General features: G+C 46.1%; 15 protein-coding genes. 5 read left to right on the top strand and 10 right to left on the bottom strand.

Translation table 11 applies throughout. The annotated features are described in order from the left end of the window. The first annotated feature begins 24 nt into the window (after positions 1–24). From EIZ48_RS17025 to EIZ48_RS17015, 3 genes are all read left to right on the top strand, one after another. Positions 25–489, top strand: a complete 465-nt coding sequence (locus tag EIZ48_RS17025; RefSeq protein WP_160653889.1) for a cytochrome c3 family protein — start codon at positions 25–27, stop codon at positions 487–489. 17 nt (positions 490–506) lie between these two features. After that, positions 507–2,222: a cytochrome b/b6 domain-containing protein gene (locus tag EIZ48_RS17020; RefSeq protein WP_160653887.1), complete on the top strand. Its 1,716-nt coding sequence runs from the start codon at positions 507–509 to the stop codon at positions 2,220–2,222. Between the two features lie 352 nt (positions 2,223–2,574). After that, a complete protein-coding gene (locus EIZ48_RS17015; protein ID WP_160653884.1) occupies positions 2,575–6,993 on the top strand; it encodes a hypothetical protein in 4,419 nt (1,472 codons plus the stop codon). An 86-nt stretch (positions 6,994–7,079) separates the two neighbouring features. Here EIZ48_RS17015 and EIZ48_RS17010 read toward each other — a convergent pair whose 3' ends face one another. The 4 genes from EIZ48_RS17010 to EIZ48_RS16995 all read right to left on the bottom strand — a co-directional run bounded on the left by EIZ48_RS17010 (position 7,080) and on the right by EIZ48_RS16995 (position 14,775). Beyond that, entirely contained in the window at positions 7,080–10,970 is a 3,891-nt protein-coding gene (locus tag EIZ48_RS17010) for a non-ribosomal peptide synthetase (protein ID WP_160653881.1), read from the bottom strand. A gap of 639 nt (positions 10,971–11,609) precedes the next feature. After that, positions 11,610–12,383, bottom strand: coding sequence for an alpha/beta fold hydrolase (locus EIZ48_RS17005; RefSeq protein WP_240152997.1), 774 nt, complete (start codon positions 12,381–12,383; stop codon positions 11,610–11,612). A 68-nt stretch (positions 12,384–12,451) separates the two neighbouring features. Then, on the bottom strand, positions 12,452–13,687 hold the full coding sequence (locus tag EIZ48_RS17000; protein ID WP_160653875.1) for an MFS transporter: 1,236 nt from the start codon (positions 13,685–13,687) through the stop codon (positions 12,452–12,454). Between the two features lie 323 nt (positions 13,688–14,010). Beyond that, a complete protein-coding gene (locus EIZ48_RS16995) occupies positions 14,011–14,775 on the bottom strand; it encodes an AraC family transcriptional regulator (protein WP_160653872.1) in 765 nt (254 codons plus the stop codon). Between the two features lie 134 nt (positions 14,776–14,909). On the opposite strand from EIZ48_RS16995, the gene EIZ48_RS16990 reads away from it, so the two are divergent. Continuing rightward, a complete protein-coding gene (locus EIZ48_RS16990) occupies positions 14,910–16,061 on the top strand; it encodes a multidrug effflux MFS transporter (RefSeq protein WP_160653869.1) in 1,152 nt (383 codons plus the stop codon). Between the two features lie 108 nt (positions 16,062–16,169). On the opposite strand, the gene EIZ48_RS16985 is transcribed toward EIZ48_RS16990, so the two are convergent. The 5 genes from EIZ48_RS16985 to EIZ48_RS16965 form a co-directional block, all read right to left on the bottom strand. Beyond that, the gene (locus tag EIZ48_RS16985; protein WP_160653866.1) at positions 16,170–16,556 is read right to left on the bottom strand and encodes a carboxymuconolactone decarboxylase family protein; all 387 of its coding nucleotides are present in this window, start codon (positions 16,554–16,556) and stop codon (positions 16,170–16,172) included. Between the two features lie 82 nt (positions 16,557–16,638). Next, complete coding sequence (locus EIZ48_RS16980; protein WP_160653863.1) at positions 16,639–16,947, bottom strand: AzlD domain-containing protein; 309 nt, start codon at positions 16,945–16,947, stop codon at positions 16,639–16,641. Continuing rightward, positions 16,944–17,687: an AzlC family ABC transporter permease gene (locus tag EIZ48_RS16975; RefSeq protein ID WP_160654062.1), complete on the bottom strand. Its 744-nt coding sequence runs from the start codon at positions 17,685–17,687 to the stop codon at positions 16,944–16,946. The genes EIZ48_RS16980 and EIZ48_RS16975 overlap by 4 nt, the downstream gene beginning before the upstream one ends. 183 nt (positions 17,688–17,870) lie before the next feature. Then, the gene (locus EIZ48_RS16970; RefSeq protein WP_160653861.1) at positions 17,871–18,725 is read right to left on the bottom strand and encodes an AraC family transcriptional regulator; all 855 of its coding nucleotides are present in this window, start codon (positions 18,723–18,725) and stop codon (positions 17,871–17,873) included. Positions 18,726–18,929: 204 nt separating this feature from the next. Continuing rightward, positions 18,930–19,835 (bottom strand): LysR family transcriptional regulator, encoded by a 906-nt coding sequence (locus EIZ48_RS16965; protein WP_160653858.1) that lies wholly within the window; start codon positions 19,833–19,835, stop codon positions 18,930–18,932. Positions 19,836–19,945: 110 nt separating this feature from the next. Between EIZ48_RS16965 and accD the strand changes: the two genes are divergently transcribed. After that, positions 19,946–20,812: an acetyl-CoA carboxylase, carboxyltransferase subunit beta gene (gene accD / locus EIZ48_RS16960; protein ID WP_160653855.1), complete on the top strand. Its 867-nt coding sequence runs from the start codon at positions 19,946–19,948 to the stop codon at positions 20,810–20,812. A 128-nt stretch (positions 20,813–20,940) separates the two neighbouring features. On the opposite strand, the gene EIZ48_RS16955 is transcribed toward accD, so the two are convergent. Continuing rightward, positions 20,941–22,323 carry an aminotransferase-like domain-containing protein gene (locus EIZ48_RS16955; protein ID WP_160653852.1) on the bottom strand — a complete coding sequence of 461 codons (1,383 nt, stop codon included), beginning with the start codon at positions 22,321–22,323 and terminating at the stop codon, positions 20,941–20,943. Positions 22,324–22,377 lie beyond the last annotated feature (54 nt).

Below are 22,377 nucleotides of genomic sequence, written 5' to 3'. Positions count from 1 at the left end.
CTTCTCTGATTTGGAATGAAAACAATGAATAACACGAATAAGTTAATTACACCGCTATTAGTATTCGTTCTGCTCTTAGGGTTGGCATTTAATGCTTTTGCCTCGGATACAAATGCCTCACCGAAGAACAATGCAGAACAAGTGCTGGAACAAAACGCGCTGCACCAGAAAATTTTAGATTATATCGACAATAAAATTTACAACCAGGTACCGGTAAAAAGCTATCACAAGAAGGTCCACCAAAACGGAAATAGCTGTGAGCTTTGCCACGGTTCCAGCGAACCGGTTACGCCTGCAGATACCGCAAATTGCGCTAATTGCCATGGCAGCCCTGAAGCGGTTGCAGAGTTAACCAAAGAGCTTGAGCCCAACCCGCATAACTCTCCGCACTGGGAAACAGAGCTTCCGTGTGATTCATGCCATATGGAGCACAGTGAATCGAAATCTGTATGTAAACAGTGCCATCAGTTTGGCTTTAAGACACCATAAACTCGCTGAGGTAACAAATGTTAAAAATCAATAGTAAAACATTTGGCATGGTGTTGTTGGCGGCAATGTTTGCTTGCCATACTCAGGCGGGCCAAGCTGGGACTGACAACTTTGGTGATCAGGCCAGAGAACTGAGAGCCCAGATGGCAGAAAAAAATACGCAATGCCTGTCATGCCATGCCAGCGATACGATTAATGATGAGTGGAAGACAGAGCGGGGCAGAACCTTAGACTTGCATACCGATGTTGTTGGATATAACGACTCGGTACACAAAGATCAGAGCTGTCTGAATTGTCATGAGGGAGCGAATGACAGTGCGTTTGAGGAAGCGCCTCACCAGTTCAAAGATGATGTAATAAGCCGCAGTTGTGATAGCTGTCATAACACTGTGTTTCAAAATATCAATCATCAACTGGAAACAAGCCACCATACTAAGACAATTGTTGAGCAATTCGGTCATCAGTTCGAGTGTCAGGAATGCCATAATGCGCATACCTTTAACTTTCCGGGCCGCACTGAGGATATTGCCCACAGCATTGAACAGGCTAATGAGCCGTGCTTTGCCTGCCATAATGACCTGCAAGGTTACGAGAAGCTGACAGATAAAAAACTGTTAGATCAGGATATGGCGCACTGGTTCTTGCCAGAGAAAAACAAGCATTTCAGTGCCGTTCGATGTGTCGATTGCCATAGCGAAGGCGAGGGTGTGAAACTACATACCATCACTCCGGCTGAGGATGCAGTCAGAGATTGTAAGCTTTGTCACAACGAAGATTCTGCGATAACGACGACCTTGTATAAGTACAGTAATGAGCAGAAAGCTTTTTCTATGTTAGATAAAGGCATCTTTGATGACAGCACTTTGCTTGAGCAAAACGCAGATGCCATTGCTGCCGAGAAAGGGAAGGCAGACTCACCTTACGGTTTCATGAATGAAAAGCTGCTCGATGACCGCTACCTTATTGGTGCAACTCCAATAGGGTGGGTTGATGCTATCTTCGGGATAGCTCTGTTGGTTACGCTGTCACTCTTGGCATTCCATGCTCGCTTAAGAAAACTAGGTTATAAAGAACAAGGTCATAAAGAGCCTGGCCAGAAAGGTCCAGGCCAGCGAGAAAAGGTCGAGTTGGTAAAAACGTCCACTGTGATGTTCCCGGTAGGGGTTAGGTTATGGCATAACACTAACGTTATTGTGTTTATCATTCTGCTGCTTACGGGACTGTCGATGCATTTCTCGGTTGTTGCCTTCGAGTTTGCGCAAAACAGTCACAATATCCTAGGTGCTGTACTGATAGTGCTATGGGGGCTGTATTTGATCTACCTGGTCCTTTCTGGGCAGATAAAGCAGTACTTGCCTCGACCGAATTTTGTCAAAGACAGTATCAGGCAAGCTCAATTTTACTTGAAGGGCATTTTTAGTGGTGATGAGAATCCTGCTGGTCATGATCCGAAAAAACGCCTGAATCCGTTGCAGCAAATGGGGTATTTATCGATTGTATTCGCTGCTTTCCCGTTATTAATTTTGTCCGGTATTGCACTTTTCTTTAATGAACTATTGCCGAAAGAGATTATTGGCTTTGATGGAAAAACACTGATGGTCATATTACACGTGGCAATGTCGCATGTGATGGTGTTGTTTATTGCTGCGCATGTGTATCTATGTACCACAGGGACGACCATATCGGAACACTTTATGAGTATGATTACGGGGCGCGTATTTAAAGTTAAATAGCGGTCGCATATGATCTTCCAAGCCTTTTGTTAACAATTTTAATGATTGTTTACAAAGGGCTTTTTTAATATGGATACTCAGAAACAAAGTTTGGCAGCTTTATTGGGAGGCTATATACATCATGAGGCTGGTGAAAAGCTATTGATTATTGCGATATAAGATTTCAATAATATCCTCGTCCCCCGTAAATCCTGCTCGTTTTTCCTTTTTTCCAAAAAAACACCCTTCAAAATGAGTGCTTTATTACTTATACTTCCACGGTATGAACGGTGTTCATAATTGTTCAATATAAAACATTACCGTCCAAGCGAAGGCGGAGCATTCTAAGAAAAGTATGTAAGGTTCATTCACAATGCTTAAGCTGAATATATCAGTGCTATTTCTTCTTGCAGGGTCGGTGCATGCAATGCCGATGCAAGAAACAAACGCGATGGCGTTTCCTAACAGTCTCAGTTGTAGTGCCGGATCATCGGTTGGTGAAGCCCAGGGGCGAAGCTTGCTTTCGGATGTGTTGACTCAAGCTGGCAGTATTTGGCAACCGGATGACTTTCAATTTATTGCTCAGGTCGACGGGGTAGATAGCCATCATCTGGTGTTTAATCTTCATCACAATAACATCCCGATTGAAAAGCAGGAGCTGATCTTATCAATCGATAACAATTGTCAGCTATTTCGTTATCAGTATCGGGTGGTTGATTATCGGCCAGCAGAAGATAGCAACAACAGTAGTAAAATAAAGAGCATTGATGAAGCCATCGACTCGCTTAAAACTATCTTGAGTAACCCCAATGCGCCATTAACATTTTCTATCCAGTCTCAGGCGAATAGGTTACGGTTGCTCAATAAAGCCGATCAGAAACAGCTACCTGCAAGCTATGTTGCCGATGAAATAACAGGTTCACCGCTATATCGGATATCAAATAAGAAGTTGGTGCTTGGTTACCAGCTGAATTTGCCGTCACGTAATCCTGATGGATTATTAGAATTGTGGTGGAATAGTCAGTTATCAAGTCCATCTGCTTTACCACGCTTTCCATATGCAAAACGCAGCGATAAACAAAGTATTCCGCCTGTGTCTCCTTGGCAGTGGCAAAGTTATGGTCAGCATCCTCAGCGAACGCTTGCTGCAAATTATGTAGCCAATTTCTGGGAGGTGTGGCCGCCTATCTCTCAGACTTTATCGATAAACACGACGAATAAACTGCAGACTGCGAATCTTGTTTTTCTCGATAGTTTGGATTTTTCATGGGACTTTGAAGATCGTACGTTCGCACAGTTATGGAGTGACGCCGATAGCGATGCGGATTCGGCTGCAGAGAAAAAGCGAAAGCTGACAAGTATTATTACCAATGTTGCCTATGCGGATAAAGGGATAGATTACGCTTCAAATTCACTGGGTTATGCGCACTTGTTGCCAAGCAAACCGAGTTTGGTGTTATCAACTACTGCGAGTGGCGGAAGCAGTATTTACAAACCGGCATTCGATGTTATTCAGATTGTTGATAATAACTGTAGCGCCTCGCTCTACGATCCCGGTGCCACCCTACACGAACAGGGACATTCAGTTTTTGTTCGATTGCAGGGTTTGTCGCGATCCAACCCGGTTAATACCGCGATGAATGAAGGGTTCGCCGACTATTGGGCGGCGGGTTTCTTGCGCCAGGATCCTAAATGGAATGGCAGCCTTAGTGACTTTAGAAGTGGCGCATGCGGCAAAACGAGTGCTGATCGACAGCTTCGTACTCAGCTCTATGACTATTTCGACGGTATGGAGGAGAAAATTTCTTCTTCCCATGGTGGTATCACAGGACCGGAAGGCAAGGTCTTTTTTGAGCCTATGTTAGCTCAGCCGTTACTGGCCGCGATGGAAGACTTGATCGCTATCCACGGTGAAGAGAAAGGCAGAAAACTGGCGGATCACATTGTGCTGGAGACGTTTACCGGTCTTTCTGTTGATGCCTCTTACCGAGAGCTTTCTCAGGGCTTGCTAGCAACGGCGCGTCGGCTTGACTCAAGCTTGAAAGCCGAACAGATTTATCGTCTGCGTCTTGCTAATTCCAATCTATTGCCACGTCAGGTTGAGCCGGAATCACGAGTTGCCATTGCTTCTCTGATGCCTGCGGAAACCACGGTAACCTTGGTTAACCGCGATAGCGCTAATAAGGCTGAACGTGTCGAGGTGGCACTGCCGAGTCAGGTTGAACAGAATATAGAACTGGCTGCGGGTGAAAAGCGGGCGCTAACATTACCAACACCGCAACTCACCTGTGGTGAAGCGAGCTCGCAACCTCTTACGGTTCGCCATTGGCAGGACAAAAAGCTGGTGCAGGATAAGACTTATCCGTTCACCTTGATCGGCGGTCACCAAGCTGGTCTGGCTGCTTTTGAAAAAGTGAATAATGCCTGGTCGTTAACTCTCAATAAGCCGCTGGCCTGGAAGAGCGATAATGTCCGCCATGTGTTGCGCCTGACAGGGGACAACCAATCTAACTTGTTGCCGAAATTGTCCAACAGTGAAAAGACTATCGAGTTGACGTCATTGGCACGTACCGGTGGAAGTTTGTGGTTAAGTATGGATAACAATACTGAGCTAGCCGATGGGAAGTGGCAGCTGACAGGTTATTCTAGTTATACTGCGGCCGAGTTGGTGACCTTGAACTGTGTCCCTGCCTTTACCATTGATGGTCCAACATCGGCGTCTGAAAAATCGACACTGACTTTTAAGGCGATGCTCGCGGGCTCACCGATTACGGTGCAGTGGCAGGTTGTCGGTGAAAGTAGTTCATCTAGCGGTGAGACGTTTAGCCTAACGGTACCAGATCTTGCGCAATCTAAACGCTATGAGATTGATGCGGTGTACACCCTGAATGGTGAGAAGCGTACTGTTCGTCATACCGTTGATGTCGATGGTGTTAATCAGCCAGCAACCTTTGAGATTAATGCACCGACTGAGGTGTCAGAAGGGCAGAGTGTCACCTTCGCTATGGACAAATTATCGGATCCGGACAGTGAAGGTTTTGTACAGGCAGATTGGTATATTGATGGTAAGTGGATCGGGCAGGGCCAGTCTATTCAATGGCAGGCGCCGGCATCGGACCAAGACCGCACTATCGAGTTGTCACTGAAAGTCAGAGATAGTCGTCAGCCAGCCGAGTCTGCAGTCAGCAAATCGGCATCTATTGTGCTGAAGCATGTGAATGTTGCTCCGACTATCTCCCTAAATGCGCCTACAGAGGTTCAGGCTGGCAAATTGCTTGAGGTTTCCGCACTGGTTAGCGACAAGGAAACAGCAGCGGATAAGTTGATTGTAAGCTGGACGATTTCGGGTATTGATTCACCGGCTTTACCTTCAGGTAAGCAATTATCATGGACTGTGCCTGCATCTGTTACGGCAAGTTCGTTGACAGTTACTGCTGAAGTCAGTGATGGTGTAGCAACAGCCACTGCGACTCAAGCTATTAACCTAAAACCGGCAAATAAAGCGCCGGTAATAAGCCTGACTGGCTCGGCAACTACCCTGGCTGGTCAATCGGTAGAGGTTAGTGCAAATTGGACTGACGAGACGCCGGAAAATGTAAAACTCACCTGGCAAGTAAAAGGAGTGAGTATTCCTTTTGAGCAGCTCAGTAACGAGAAAATTCGGTTGAATATTCCCAAGAGCCAGGGCGCGGGAACGGTACAAGTTCAGGTAACCGCTAATGATGGTGAAGCATCATCGGTCGCAACACATAGCGTTTCTTGGGGAGCTTATGTCAATCAAGCACCGACGGTTACTATCGCAGGTCCGGTTAAGGCTAATATCGGCGATAAGATTACACTGACAGCCAATGCGAAAGATCCAGATAATTGGCCTGCAGCACTTCAGTTTAAATGGAGCCAGATCTCCGGTCCACTTGTCGTGCCTGTCGCTAAAGGCTCAACCTTCGAGTTCACGGTACCTGCAAGTGCTTCAGGCAGTGCACAGACGTTTGAGCTTGATGTGTTTGATGGCCAAGCTCACACCAAGAAACAGTGGCGTATTGAAATCGCTAAGTATGTTATTCCAAGCCCGGTTATCACATTGAAAAATGAAAAAGCCGGAACATATAAAGCCAATGAGTTGAGTGAGCTGGTTTTGGATGCTTCGCCATCGACAGGTATTGGTAGTGAAACGCTTGTCTTTAGCTGGAAGCAATTAAGTGGTCCTGCTTTATCTGATCTGCCGTCACAAGGAAAGCAGATTAAAATCAAGTTACCTGAAGTGGGTGCTTCGGCGGATATCGAGCTTGAGCTGACAGTTAGCCAGGGGAGTCGCATAAGTCGTAAGATCATCCGAGTAGCTGTCGGTGATCTGGGCCCTGCCGCTAAACCGGAAGCAGTCGAGTTAAAACCTGCAGGCGCTAATCTGGTGCTTGACGCAGACAGCGTGGCAGATTTGGAAGACGGTATCGCATACCAGTATCACTGGGAGCAGGTGAAAGGGACAAGTGTGGTTATTGCCAATCCTGATGCCAAGGTCTTGAATGTTGCATTGCCTTCATTAGCCAAAGAGCAAGAACTTGGTTTTTCACTGACGATTACCACGCCGGGTAAAGGTGTACGAAATTATCCTGTTAGCCTGAAAGTGGCAGCAGCGTCTGCACCTGAAACGACTCCTGAGCCGACAACAGCACAAACTCCGCAAGCGCCTTCATCGTCAGATGGAGGGAGTGGTGGTTCATTTGACTTCTTTGGTGTGTTGGCACTGTTTGGCATGATGCTATTGAGAAGGCGAGAAGCTAAAAGCAAGTAATAGTTGTGATCTTTTCTTTTCAATAAAGAAAACCTCAATAAAAAAACAGCATAGGCGTTAACCTATGCTGTTTTACTTTTTAGCGCTTACACATCAGCGACTTGTTCACTGTTTAACGCTTCAGACTGGCGTTTGAGCAACTCACTAGCAAAGTGGTCACCGAATTGTTCCAGGTACTGACGTTGTAGTAAGCACTCGTGGGGAGCATCAACTTCGTACTCGATAAGTGATCCCGAAACGTAAGGAGACCAAAGTGATGGCTGTTGCTCTTCTGTCCGTAAAATATCAGTTGTTGCTCTGATAAAGAGCAGATCACCATCAAAGCGGTCGTATTGGCAGTTGGCAAGCAGATCCAGCATCAGCTTGGAATCTTCCACAATGCGCGTCAGGAAGTCATCGCCAACGTCATTATTGCCAAGGACCTCATCCATGGCACTTTTCAACCCTTTCATTCCGGCGCGGGGTGTGCCGACAATGGCTCGTGTCATGCGCGTAATAACCGTTGCATCATCGAGTTTGAGCGAGGCCTGTCCACCTTGCAGCGGATAGCTGTCAAACATACACAGGAAGCTGACTTGCTGCCCCTGAGCCTGAAGCATCGCGGCCATCCGTAGTGACAGGTTTCCACCCACTGACCAGCCTGCTAATTGATAAGGGCCTTCAGGTTGGATTGCCTGAATCTGTTGTAAGTATTCCTCGGCAAGCTCATCCAATGAACCCACGATACGGTTCGGATCGCGAAGGATTGGCGACTGGATAGCATATACCGGCTGGTCTTCGGGCAGGAAAGGCAAGAGACCGGCATACGGCCAGGCAATTCCTCCGCCCGGATGGATACAGAATAATGGCGGACGGTTACCTTCAACACGCAGCGGCAGCATGCTGTCGAAAGGATCGCTGTAGCTGACACTAGGATCCAGACGTTGAACTAACTGGCGAGGAGAAGGGGCAGCAAGGAAGTCACTGATCCCCAACGTGACGCCAAACGCTTCATTGATACGGTTGATGAGCTGCAGGCCCAGTAGCGAATGACCGCCGAGCTCGAAGAAGTTCTCGTTGGCATAGACTTGGTTGCGTTCTAGTGTTGAGGCAAACAGGCTGCACATTGTCTCTTCTTCAGCGGTTGTGGGAAGAAGTTTTTCTGTACTGTCGATAATGACCGGTGACGGTAGTTGCCTGACGGCGAGTTTGCCGTTTGAAGTCAGCGGGAACTCTTCGACAGTCAATATAACACTGGGGATCATGTGATGAGGCAACTGACGGCTGACGGCTTGCTTCAAACGGTCGCTTTCAAGTGCCGCCCCTTTACAGACCACATAACCGATAATGGCCGGCCCATGGGGGAGTTCACATAGAAGCGCAACGGCATCTTCTACATCGCTACAACTGAGCAGGGCGTTCTTGATTTCATCCAGTTCAATACGCAGGCCACGGAGCTTGACTTGGTTGTCCTGACGTCCGAGGTAGTGAATGCGTCCCTCGGAATCAAAATACACCCGATCGCCTACGCGGTACATGGTGGTGCGTTCATCAAGCAAGTCTGGCACGAAGCCTGTTGCTGTCAGCTCAGGTTGGTTGCGGTATCCTTGCGCAACGCCGGGGCCGCCGATGAACAACTCACCCCATGAACCCGGAGGTAGCAGCTGCTGTTGTTTGTCGACCACATAGAGGCGATTGTTGGCTGTTGGCGGACCGATTGATAAGTCGTTGGTACCAAACTCAGCATTGATTGAGGTGGCGAATGAGGTTTCAGTCGGGCCATAGACATTGAGCAGTCGGCAATGCGAGAAACGTGATAGCAAAGCCGGTGTACATGGTTCGCCGCCGAGCAAGAGCCTGGTTCCCTGCCGAAAGTCTTCTGTTTTATGGTAGGCCAGCAGACTCGGGGTCATGACAAGCAGGCCGATATCTTCGCGCTTGATCAGTTTGGCCAGCGGTTTACCCGGTGTACTTGCAACCTTGTCGGTGATCACCAGGGTTGCCCCGGCCAGCAGGGTCATCATAATTTCAAGAACGGACATATCAAAGCCTGCGGCGATGAACTGCAACACTTTCTCGCCGGGCTGAAGGTTAGCTGCCTCTATCGCTGTGCGGGCAATAGGGACAAGGTTGCGATGGGTGACTTCCACGCCCTTGGGTTTACCGGTAGAGCCGGATGTGTAAATAAGGTAGGCCAGCGAGTTAGGATCAACGTTATAAACAGATTGCCGGGCCGTGGGCAATTGTTCGAATAATTCAGCTGTTAGGTAAAGCACCTTTTCGATCGGAACGTTTACATTAAGTCCGCACCCCGGAGAGACAAGAATCTGAGCGGGCGCTGCATCTGAAAGGATGTGTTCGATACGGCCTTCTGGTAGTTCCGGGTCGACGGGAACGTAAGCAGCACCAAGTTTGAACAGGGCCACGGCAGCAACTGCCCATTCGATACTTCGTGATACGACCACCGCGACGCTGTCATTTTGGCTGACGCCTTGTTGTTGCAGATGGCTGGCAAGGCGATCGGCATAGTCATTGAGCATTGAATAAGTGATCTGGCGGTTGTCCTGAGAAAGGGCGAACCTTGATGCGTGCTTATTTACTGAGGTATTGAAAGCATCGGCAAACACAGGTAACTCAGCAGTATTGCACGGAAGTGAATATAGCCGTTCATATTCACCATCGAAGAACAGGTTATAGTCAGCGGCAGGTGTATTAGGCGCTTCGACAAACCGTGTCAGCAAAAGAGTGAGTCGCTGATAATGCATCTCTAAGGCTTCGTTCGAAAAGAGTTCGGCATTGGCATTGAAGCCGATTTCCAGACGGCCATCTTTATTACGGTCGAAGATATCGATACCCAAGTGTGACGCAGGACCGTTGGCGACATTTTGGATCCTTGTTTCACCGCCATCAAAGTTTGCTCCCTGATCATAGGCGACCACATTCAGCAATGTTTTGAATAGCGGTTTGTTTCCGCGCTCATCATACAGATCCCGGATCATTTCTTCGAAACGGTAGGTTTGGTGCAGTAGGTGGCGTCGCAGCTGCCGTTGAATATTTGAAGCGACGGAAAGCACCGTACTGTTCTCGTCAAAAGACAAATGCAGCGGAAGGATGTTAGCTACCATCGAAGGCACATCGCGTAGGGCTTTGATTTGCCTTGCGGCGACAGGCATACCGACAGCAAGTTCAGATTGGCCGGTCAGGCGATGCAGGTAGGTGGCGCAGAGTGCCATCAGAACGGAGGACATTCGCAGTTTATGCTCAGAGGTGACCTCCCGTAGCTGGTGTAACACAGGGCCGTCAAATACTTTTCTCAGACGGTTTAAGTTAACTAAAGGCGCATCTCCCGGAACAAGCTGTGTGGGCTCTGGCAGGGCTAGGCAATACTTTTGCCAGTATGCCTGATCCTTCACCATCATCTTGCTATTTCGATACTCGTTTTCAGCGGTAAAAATACTGCTTAGAGGCGGTAGGTTTCGCGTTTCTACCGTCTCGCCGCGGCACAGTTTATTGTAATGGGCAGCAATATTGCCGGATAGAATACCGTGTCCCCAACCATCAACCACCAAGTGGGATGCCAGCTCGATGATTCTGTATTGAGCCGGTGCCAATCGAACAACAATATATCGGGCAAGCGGTCCGTTTATAAGGTCCATATCCTGACTGAGCAGGTTGTTAAGAAGCCGTTCGTATTCCTGCTCAGGGTCTTGTGATACCGAGATGTCATGGAAATCGAGTTTTTTCCCTGCTTGAGTCTCAGGTGCATGGATGAATTGTGTGAAGAGCCCTGTTTCTGCCTGTATATCGAGCGTTGTTCTTAGGGTTTCTGTTTCAGTGAATTGAACCTGAATTGCCTGTTCTAGTTTTGAAAGGTCTAGTTCGCCGTGAAATTCAAGTACGTCGCATAAGTGATAGTTGAGATTATGCCCTGATTGGCTGATAGCCAGACAGACTTCTTGCTGTGCTGCACTTAGCGAACAGCTAACTTTATCAAACATCAATGATCCTTTAATACCAGTAGCTTGTTAGTAGAAACTGACAACGATTTATATAAAGGTTTTGTCAGTTAATAGGGAGGCTCACCAATTTTTAAATTAGTGAATGGTTTTATTTTCATCTTTGTTTATAGTTACTTCTGTTTATTTGTTTACCTTATATTCTACAAATCGTATTGATTGCTTGGTTAATAGGCCTGTTTGTTATTTGTATTTGTTGTAGTGATGATTTTTGTGATCTATATAAGACAGACGGTTGATAACCTAATCTGTGTTTATATTATGTCGATGATTTTATTCTAAAGTTATAATTTGAGTTGGGAAATAATGGAAAGAGACTGACTTGTTACGCTAAATAGTGCGATTGACAACAAAGTTCAGAGTGAATATATGAAGCTGGTCGGGCCAAAATAGAATGAAAGATTGGGCTTTTATCTGTATTTGTCAATATTGTAATTATCAATTTACTAAATTGTGTGATTACTCATACTTAGATGGAATGCTCTAATATTAAGCTTGTTATTATATGGCAGAGTCAGTGAGGCAGTGCACGATCTGATAAGAAAGATAAAATATGGTGTTATAGCTAGCAGAGTGAAAGGGCTAGCTTTAGATATGAGCTGTTTTGACCTATTCAAATGATTATTCAGCTAAGAATCTTTGTATAACTGAACAACATATTTGTGGACACTCTTTATGCGCTTCATGTTCTGCAAAAGCAATATTCATGAATGTAGTATTGTCTATCTGATCTACTAGCTCAACCGCTTCTTGAAGAGAAAATAAGAAGTCATTGTCACCACGCATTATAAGTGTCGGGCACTTTATATTACGAATATCTCTACTGGGATATCCGGAGCGTGTTGTATCCATCCAGACTGTTTTTATCTCATTGACGAGGCGGTCAAAATCCGGTTGTGGATTAACTTTGTTATAGTAGGCAACGGAATCCGGAAATATGTCTCGCCAGTCATTGGGAGTAACATGTGCTAAAAACTCGATGGATGGATCATTGTCTTCTAAGCGCCATTGCGAGCCTATCGTTATAAGTTTTTCAACTTTTTTATTGAATAGAGCAGCCAAGCGATAACTGACAATACCTCCGTCACTAAAGCCTAGAAGAGAGAATGTATCAATAGCTAAATGTTTGAGTATTGCTTCAATATCCTTCTGATATTGTTCGTAACTCAGTGGTGTTGTCCCCTGCGTTGATTTACCGTGACCTCTGAGATCAATACCGATAATTCTATAGCTGTTAGGTATAGCCTCAAGAAGGCAGTTGAGATCTGTGATATAACCTAATCCCCCATGGATTAATACAAGTGGCTTTCCGTATGGGTTGCCTAAGGTTTCGAAATAAATATCGGCGCCATCAGTTGTATAGTAATTGTCGCTGTTATGAGTAAATTCGGTCAAAGTCGCGTTCCTTATAGAATTTAATAGCCGAGTCAACGTTATTAAGGGAAATATGAGCATTGAACAGCTTATGTTTCAGGTTTTGGTTCTTTAGCAAATCGCCTGCTTTTATTCAAAGCCGGGAGTAGAATGGTAAAACAACATAGGGCCAAAATAACTTCAGTTGAAATAGAAAACATAAACGGCCCTTTACTTCCTTGCATTTGCCAAAATAAACCACCAACTAAAGGCCCTGAGATCGCTCCGAAGTTACTAATGAAGCCTTGTAGACCAAAAGCACTACCTTTACTATTGCCCGCGACTTCACTGATTAGTTTTGCCAGCACAAGACTTGAAGACATAATGATGCTTGCATCTACAGTGAATAGGACGCTGATGTGCCATAACGATGTCGACTGTAGCATTAACCATGTCGTAAAGGCGCCAGTTAAACCTGCAATAGTCAGGTATATAGCGGCATTCATTTTGTCAGCATAGTACCCAAGCTTGGGGGCAAGCAGCATTGAAACGATTCCTCCTGGGATGTAGGCCATAGATAGATCGACGATGCTTGTTATTTTTAAGTGCTCTAGCAAGTACACTTCGAGAAACGGTGCTACAAGTGACCCAGATAGTTGGCCAACAAAAATCATCGAAAAAAGAAAAATAGTGATAGTCGAGAAAATGATTTTGTCAGACTGCATGGTGTCAGGTGTGACTTCTTGATTGGCAAGAATGGAAATTGCTTTGAAACTCATCATTCCGGCGATGGCTGATGCAATGGCAAACACAATAAGAGAGATATACGTAATAAACGGCGGCAGCGAGAAGTATTCTGAGACGGCTATCCAACAAAATGCAAAGCTGGAACCCCACATAATTCCAATACCAGCGTGTTTAGATGCGACTCCTAACGCTTCAGCTCTATTGTTGTATGCACTCAGTTGGGCAAAGCAGGTTTTCCAGACTAACCAGAAAAGGCCAGCTCCAAACCCTAACGTAAATGTCGCCACTACCATTAGGGTATAACTCGATGAAAGAATCGCTGAATACAAGAGAATGTATGCAAGCATCTTGATGATGCATCCAAGACGAATTAAGTTAGCTCTGGTATTCCAATAATTGACCCTTTTGGAGAAAAGCAATGCACTACAGCCTGTTCCAACCGCTTGAAGAGAAAACAATATTCCCATTTGCCAACCGTTGGCTTCGAAGTTCTGGTGGGCGATAATCGGAATTAGAAAATTGATAAAAAAAACGCCTAAAGAATCCAACCTGATAGGTACTAGTAGTGGTGTGAGTTTCATGGGAAAAGATGATTTCACATAATGTCCTTACTATAAAATTACCAATATCATCGATTCAGTAAGTACAAAACAACTCATGGAATCGTAGAAGTCTTTCACCGAATATAAGACTTAATTTAGAGACTAGGGTCATTAGTACTTCTAAAATGCTCTATCGATTGTTTCTCTCCTCAACTTGAAGATGATACGCAACTTATAATGTAAAGCTATGTTTGTGGTGATTGATAATTTGTAGTCTCTCGCAAATATTAGAACAATAAAATATTGTGAAGAATGTAGTTAATTCCGAGTTGGATGCGAGTGAATTATAGGCTTAAATATTAGGTTAATGGCTGTTTGTTTTATAAGTATTGAAAAGGAGTAGTGCCCGTTTGTTGTTTAAAGAAACTGACAAAGGCACTGTCGCTTGAGAATTCGAGTTGGTAGGCCACGTCGTTGACTTGCAGTCCTTCCGATAATAGCTCGATAGATTTTAATAGCCGCCATTGTTGTCTCCATGCCTGATAAGCCATTCCTGTTTCTCTACTAAATATTCGGCTGATGGTTTTGCCGCTGGCTCCGATAGACAGGCATAGCTGATTAAGAGGCGGAACGATATAGGTCGGGTCATTGAGTTGATCTAGCCAGTCATGCAATCGGCGATCTGTCGGCAAGGGTAGTTGCAGTAGTTCTTCTCTGGCGTTAGCCAGTTCTTCGAGAAACAGAGCCGTGGTGTTCGCTTGTTCGCTTTGCGGTTTATCCCACTCCCAAAAGGCCATTCTTTCAATCAATGCTTTAAGCAATGGGTTAACTTCTACGATTTTTAAAGACGAAGGAAGAGACGCATTTAGCGACGGATCAAAATAGAGAGAGCGATATTCGACCACATTCGTCATACGTGCGTAGTGAGGTGTCTTGGCCGGGATCCAGGCGGCCCGTGTTGGCGGCAGTACACACTTTATACCGTTTAGATAAATACTCATGCAGCCCTCGGGGGCATAGAGAAGTTGCCCTTTCTGATGTTGATGCATTCCGGAATCATGCTTGCCGACACGCGTAGCAATGCCAATGACCGCATTTGCCATCTCATCGACATTAAAGACGCTGTGTTCATTAAATTCTGCCATTGTCCTTATCTTGATGTTTTCTGTTTTAGTTGTGTTATTTGACCATAAGAAAGGCTCGTAAACTAGCTGTCATTCAAATAGAAGTGCATTGCTCGAAAAATATGAGCTTTGCTATACAGTTAGAGGTTTATGAGATGAAAACAAAACCAGCGCTGGGTTTAATGGTGGTGCTGATAATGTTTCCGCAGATTGTTGAAACCATTTACAGCCCGGTATTACCGCATATTGCCACCAGGTTTGATGTAAGTGTCAAAGCTGCAAGCCAGACGTTGTCGGTATATTTCTTGGCGTTTGCGTTAGGTGTCATTGTTTGGGGAGTGGTGGCAGATCTATTAGGTCGGCGAAAAACAATGTTACTCGGGCTGTCTGTTTATGCGTTAAGTGCTGCCGGTGCGGTGGTTGCCCCTAGTTTTGAACTGCTGATGGTAGCGCGAGGCTTGAGCGCATTCGGGATTGCCGTAGGATCTGTTGTTACCCAAACCATGTTGCGTGATAGCTATGACGGACCAGCACTAAGCAAGGTGTACTCATACATGGGAATGGGGATCTCTATTAGTCCGGTTATCGGCATGATGTCAGGAGGGTTTCTGGCAGAGTGGGGCGGACATAGCTATGTCTTTGTAACGCTGAGCGGCTTGGCGATCACATTGTTGGGGGTCAGCGTTATTATGCTTCCGGAGACGATGCCAGAGATAATGCATGGGACGACTCCTGAGAGAACGGCGTCCTCAGTATTGGGTGATTTGTTTCGACAGATGATAAAAGATAGCGATATATGGCGCAGTGCGCTACTGGTTGCGATTTTTAATGTCTTGCTGTTTTCTTACTATCTGCAAGGGCCATTCTTGTTTGAACAACTTGGCTACGGTTCTATCGCATTTGGCCGAAGTGGAGTTGTGCTGGCTATTGGCACCTTTGCGGGTAGTCTGTTAAACAAGCAACTGATACAGCATGGTTTCACCCTGAAGAGGCTGGTGCTAATTGCGACGTTACTTGGGGTGTCAGGGGCTGTCGGGGTATTACTGCTGCAAGGTTCACTTTGGTTCTTGCTTCCGATGACCCTTGTTGTGATGGGCTTTGGTATCGGTATTCCTAATATTCTTAGTCAGGCGCTGGTTAATTACCGCTCTCAGGCAGGCAGTGCAGGAGCTATGTTGGGACTATTGTATTACCTGATGATTGGCGTCGGGCTTGCTGCTGCAGGAACCGTTCAAAACTTGGGAGCCGTATTGGTCACCTGTGCTGTCGTTGCGCTGGTGGTTGTAGGAGCCAGAGCCAGGACGTAATTGTCAGTCACTGTTTACCGGATACAGTTGTACCAATGGCGTTCAGCCTGCTGAAACTGCTGGTTATAGTCCAACAGGCTGAATTGCGTACCGGCTTGTGTCTTGCGGTTATTTGGCAGTTATGATCCCGCGAGACTCAAACACTTCTTTTGCGGCTGTCATGCCATTGATGGCTGCAGGGAACCCGGCGTAGACAGACATTTGCAGGATCACCTCGGTGATCGCCTTAGGTGTGCAACCCAGATTCAGGGCACCGCTGATATGGCCTTTGAGCTGTGGCTGGCAATTGCCCAGTGCTGTTAGCGCGGCAATCGTTGCCAGCTCACGGGTCTTAAAATCTAGCCCTTCGCGTTGCAAGACATCGCCGAACGGATATTCAATGGTGTACTTTGCCAAATCCGGGCAGATGTCACGGAAGCTTTCAATCAGTCCTTCAGCTGCGTTGGGATCAAGTTCATTGAGTTGCTTCAGGCCTTTTTCGTATCTTTCGCTCATGTCATAACCATGTGGGTGTTATTCGTATTGCGCTGAAAAATAACATTATCAATAACAGGAGCCAACGATAATTTCAGCCTTGTTAAAAAGCCGAAAGCAGAAAGAACACAGCCATGCTGATAACGGCGGTAAGCAGCACGTTTTTTAGTTTCCAGGCCAGTAATACCGCGACAATCGCAGCAACCAAATAGGGGTTATGCCAAGATAGTGCAAGCTCACCTTCGGGCAAGAAGACGATCGGTGCCCAAATTGCTGTGAGAACAGCTGGACTGGAGTAACTCAGTAATTTTTGTGCCTGAGCGTTTAGTCGCAGGGGAAGCCTTGGCTCCAGAAACAAGTAGCGACTTGAGAAAACAAGCAGGGCCATAGCCAGAAGAGTTAACCAAATCATGCGTCTTCTCCTTTTTCTTTTTCGATAGGACTACCCACGTATTTGTCGTAGCTATAACCTGCGATCATTGCAGCCAGGCTTGCCAGCATTAATCCACCTTCGACGTTATAGGCTTGCAATACAACAGAGAGGATCAAGGCAACAACCACTGAAACCAAAACGGAAGCATTTTTGACTGTCGGGACTACAAGGGCAATGAAGGTCGCCGCAATAGCAAAATCTAATCCGAGGCTGTCGAGGTTGGGGATGAACTTACCTGCAACGATGCCTGCCAGCGTAGCCAGGTTCCAGCAGATGTAAAACCACAGGCCGGCCCCTAGGGCGTACCAGCGATTGAATATCTTGGGAGACTGGTGGCCGCATAGGGCAAACAGCTCATCGGTAAGTAAAAATCCCAGGCCAATTCGCCATTTCAGCGGCAGCGAACTGATCTTGTCGCGCATTGTGATGCTGTAGAGCAGATGGCGCGAGGTAATAAACAGGGTTGTTAGCAAGATAGTTGCCAGACCGGCTCCTACTTTCAGTAACCCCGTCGCAACTAGCTGGGCGGAGCCCGCAAAGACAATGGCTGAGAGCGCCTGACTCTGAAATGGGTCAAGGCCGATATCAATCGCGAATGATCCGGCCAGTAATCCCCATGGGATCACCGCAACGCAGAGCGGGCTGACGGCCAGTGCTCCTTGCCTGAATAGAGTGCGCTTTTCCTGTGATGTCTGCTGTTGGTTACTGTTATCTGTCATGTTCTGATGAGTGGCTTCTGTTCTGTCAGAAACGCCTCTGTCATTAGTTTCGGTTGTGATAGATGCTTGCATTGCGTGTTTCTTCTTTGTTATCAGTCATGCCTTTTACTTTAAGAATTAACCACGATACAAACTTGTACGTTATTGCTCAATAGAAGGAGCAATAACGATGCAGTGTGCTGACTAGCGAGCCACTTGCTTGGCAAACTGGCCGGGAGTAATACCCATGGCTTTTTTGAAATGTCGATGGAGGTGGCTTTGATCGTGAAAACCGGATTCTTGTGCAGCATCCGAGACGGTGTGTCCTTGTCGAATTAATTGTTTTGCCAACCGAAGCCGCGCCTGAATTTGGTAGGCGTGGGGTGGGAACCCATATTCCTTCTGAAATGCCCTCACAAGGTGATAAGGGCTGAATGAGGCCAGATTTGCCAGCTCCTGAAGGGAGATGTCGGCGCTCGGGAAATCATCAAGAAACTCTTTGACCAGTTTTAGCTGGCGCTGCGCCTTCGATACATCCTGAGGTGCGGTGGGTCGCTTGCCGTGCTTGCACATTAGCTTGGTCATTACACCGTAAAGCAAGGTCTCCCGCAGCAGGCGATTGTCTGATTTCTCTAACGTTTCAAAGACCAGACGAAGCTGGCTGGCGAGCTCGGGATCATAAACTACCGGCGAGGGAAAATACGGTGCTCCGTTACTCGATAACCCCGCAGCCAGTTCGTGGCTAATGGTCTCAAACTGATCGGGGAGGGGATACATCGCCTTGTATGACCAGCCGCCTTCAGTGGCAGAATGGCCGCTATGCACTTCATCGGCATTAACTAAGATGATACTGCCTTGCGGCGCAACATGGTTACCGCCGGTTCGATAGAATTGTTGGGCACCGTTTTCGATCACACCGACGGTGTAGCCTTCATGGCTGTGGCGCGAAAAGTTCTGGCGATGATAATCGGCATCAAGCAGATCAATGCCGCCCAGCTCATCGGCAATACTATAGGTAGCCCTTTCCTTTTTCGGCGATTGCTTCTTCTTTGAATCCATTTATTGCTCTCTCCATCGCCTGTTACGCTTTCTATCGATGAGTATAACGAAGTGATGGCGAATGCGTTTGTACAAAATTGCTCTTTGTTATAAGTGACTAGATCTGACTGATTGCCTTAAATCACTTCTGTCCCGAAACAAGTTAGGTCAGATTCCTTTATCAAGTTGGACGAGAGAGGTTTGGCATACTTGTACTTATGGTATCTAGGTACTTGTATCTATATTCACTTGGCGCTGTAAGTGTTCGATGAACATTGGGATCTTTTTTGCTAAATGCTTTCTGGAAGTGTAAAAGACATATAAAACTAAGTCTTCAGGCTCGTATTCCAATTCTACGATTTCCAGAGTGCCAGAATTTATCTCATCACGACATGATTCGGTTGGTAGTATCGCTAGCCCCAAACCAGCTAATGCGCCTGACTTGGCAAGGTGTCCACTGTTGACCTTAAATGAAGACTGTACCTTTTGAGTTATAAGCCCACCTCTAGCATTTTTGAAAACCCATGGCGTTCCATTTAATGCGGTAAAGCTATTGATGCACGGAACGTGCTTCAAATCGGTAATCTGAAAAGGTTTGGGAGACGTGCGCAGAAGCTGAGGGGATCCTACAACAGAACTTGGCCAGCGCTTAATCTCTTTAGCAACCCAATTATTGTCTTCGAGCTTTCCACGGTGGAAGCTTAGAATGACGTCAAACCCATCAAGCAAATCCTCCTTAGGGCTGATGCTTGTATCACAACATAATGAAATTGAAGGATGTTGGGTACAAAAAGAGACCACTGCTTGGGCTAAAGCTGGTGAGTCTGGCATTAAGACTCTAAGTTGTCCCATGACTTCTTTAGAGTGTTGCGTCACCTCCTCCAGTGCATCATTTAGCTTGTCCAGCAATGGTTGTGTGCGCAAAAAGAGGTGTTCCCCTGCATCAGTCGGAGAAATTCGGCGTGTGGTTCTGTCAAAAAGTCGAGTATCCAGACGTTCTTCAAGTAAAGCGATATGGCGACTGACATTTGATGTCGGTAAACCTAGAAATTCCGCAGCCCGTTTAAAGCTGTTGTTCTCATAGACACAATGAAAGCTTTTAAGCCACTGCTGGTCAATCTTATCAAGCATTTACTATTATCCCACTGGGTTGGATTATGAGGCCAAATAATAGCACTTTATTCCCAACAATAGGCTTATACAATATTGCTGACTAAAGTTAATTGCACAAGGTTTCCCCCATGAGTTGGTTAGAAAGACTATTAGATAAGAAGAATGTAGTCAGCAAACGTAAAGCGAAGATTCCAGATGGTGTATGGACTAAATGCCCTTCATGTAGCCAAACCCTTTACCGCATCACTCTTGAGGAGAATCTGGCGGTGTGTCCGAAATGCAGACACCATATGAGGATGGCGGCACGCAGCCGTTTAGATAGCTTTTTGGATAAGAAAGAGCGCATTGAGATTGCCAGTGAGCATGAGCCTAAAGACTTACTGAATTTTAAGGATCTGAAACGCTACAAGGAACGCCTTGCTATAGCCCAGAAAAGTACAGGCGAAAAGGATGCCTTAGTTGCGATGAAAGGCAAGTTGCTGGGTTTACCTGTTGTTGCCTGTGCATTCGAATTTTCTTTTATGGCTGGCTCAATGGGCTCTGTTGTCGGTGCCCGTTTTGTTCGTGCAGTTGAAGTCGCGATTGATGCAAATTGTGGGTTAGTTTGCTTTTCAGCCAGTGGTGGTGCTCGCATGCAAGAATCGCTTATGTCATTAATGCAAATGTCAAAAACCAGCGCTGCGTTAAATCGTTTATCCTGTGAAGGGCTCCCGTTTATATCGGTATTAACAGACCAAACACTAGGCGGCGTATCAGCTAGTCTAGCCATGCTAGGAGATATTAACATCGGCGAGCCGAACGCAATTATTGGGTTTGCTGGGCGACGCGTTATAGAGCAAACCGTTCGAGAGAAATTGCCTGAAGGCTTTCAGCGAAGTGAGTTCCTTTTAGAGCACGGCGCTATCGATATGATTGTGGATAGGCGTGAGATGCGAAATCGAGTCGGTGGCCTAATTGCTAAATTGACTGATACTCCCATTAGATTTGACGAATAGTTGTTCATCCTCTTGCGAATCTGAACAAATCCTTTGGCTGCAAGGCTCTATGTCGACTGATAACGTCTGAGAGCAGACCAGAAAGCATTAAGAAAGACGAAGTGCTTTATATAAGGCTTCTGCGCCTTTTAACTCGATTGTTTTATAGCGCCTATCAACAGATTCAACTCATTCTGCACATCTTTTGTTAGCTTAAATCCGATATTTATCCTTAAACAGTTATTGTAGAGCGACAAAGTACTAAATAGCTGGCCCAAACGAATATCAAGATTATTATTTTCGATAAGTGCAGTGAACTTGGCTACATTGAGTTCAGGAACCTGCAGCCAGAGAACCATCCCTCCCTGTGGATGGCTAATGTTGACTTTATCAGGCAAGCGTTCAGACAAAAAACTGAGATACGATTGCCTTAAGTTAAGCAACTTGCTGCGACGTCGTTTCAGTTGTTTGGCATAGTTACCTGATTCAATATAATCAGCCACTGCTAGCTGAATGGGGAGTGAAACACCAAAGTAAGAAGCCGTATGTTGCTGGCGATAGTGCTCTATGTATCGACCCGGCAAACACCACCCCAGACGATAGCTGGGTGATAAGCTTTTAGATACAGACCCACACCAGAGAATGTAACCACCTTGGTCGTAATACTTCGAGGGTAACGGGGTGTGTTCTGAGTAGGAGAGCTCTAGGTAGACGTCATCCTCAATCATCGGAACTTGGTAGCGATTTGCTATCTCAGCCAGTTTTTGCTTCTGTTGAACAGACATGGTGATACCTTGAGGATTCATGTGCGAAGTACAGAAGATGCCGGCCTTAACGCTCCCTTGTTGTAAGTGCAGTTCCAATTGGGGGAGGTCTATTCCGTCGTCCAGAGATGGGATCTCTACAATGTTACGCCCCATTTTCCCAAGTAAATCTAAAATGCCACTAAAGCAAGGTGAGCTAATTGCAATTGCGTCGCCCACTTGAGTACAGGACTCAAGTGCTGCTTTGATGGCAGGCATACACCCTGACGTAATGACCAACTCATCTGGGTTTAAATGCAGCCCAAGTTTTGCAAAATGAACACTTAATGCATTACGTAGTAAAGGCTCGCCTTGAGTATTTGGGTATTGATTGAGTCGACTGCCTAGCCGCTTGCTTGCTCTACGAAAACTACGTTCTAGTTCATTAAGCGACATCTCGTCGATATCTGTACTTGAAACCCCAAGTGGTCCGTTATGTTGTGAGTTAATAGTGAAGCTTTGATTGACCTTAGAAACCTTACTAACAAAGCGCGCCCACTCAGGTGTGTTATGTTTACTTTTTCGTGGAGAAACGTAATACCCCGCTTGAGGGCGCGCATGGATCCATCCTTGGGATTCAAGCTCTTGATAGCAACTGACAGCTGTCGACATACTCACTGCTTGCTGCTTTGAGAGCTGTCGTAATGAAGGCATACGACTTCCTTCAGTCAGCTTACCCGCTTCAATTTCACGTATAAACTGACTTGCCATCGTCTTGTACATACTCATAGGCTATAACTGTACTGCTTTTTGTATGAAAGATTGTATCTGTACCGGTAACTG

It is taken from the genome of Photobacterium alginatilyticum (assembly GCF_009910675.1).
Taxonomy (GTDB): domain Bacteria; phylum Pseudomonadota; class Gammaproteobacteria; order Enterobacterales; family Vibrionaceae; genus Photobacterium; species Photobacterium alginatilyticum.
This window is presented reverse-complemented; position numbering and strand designations above follow the sequence as displayed.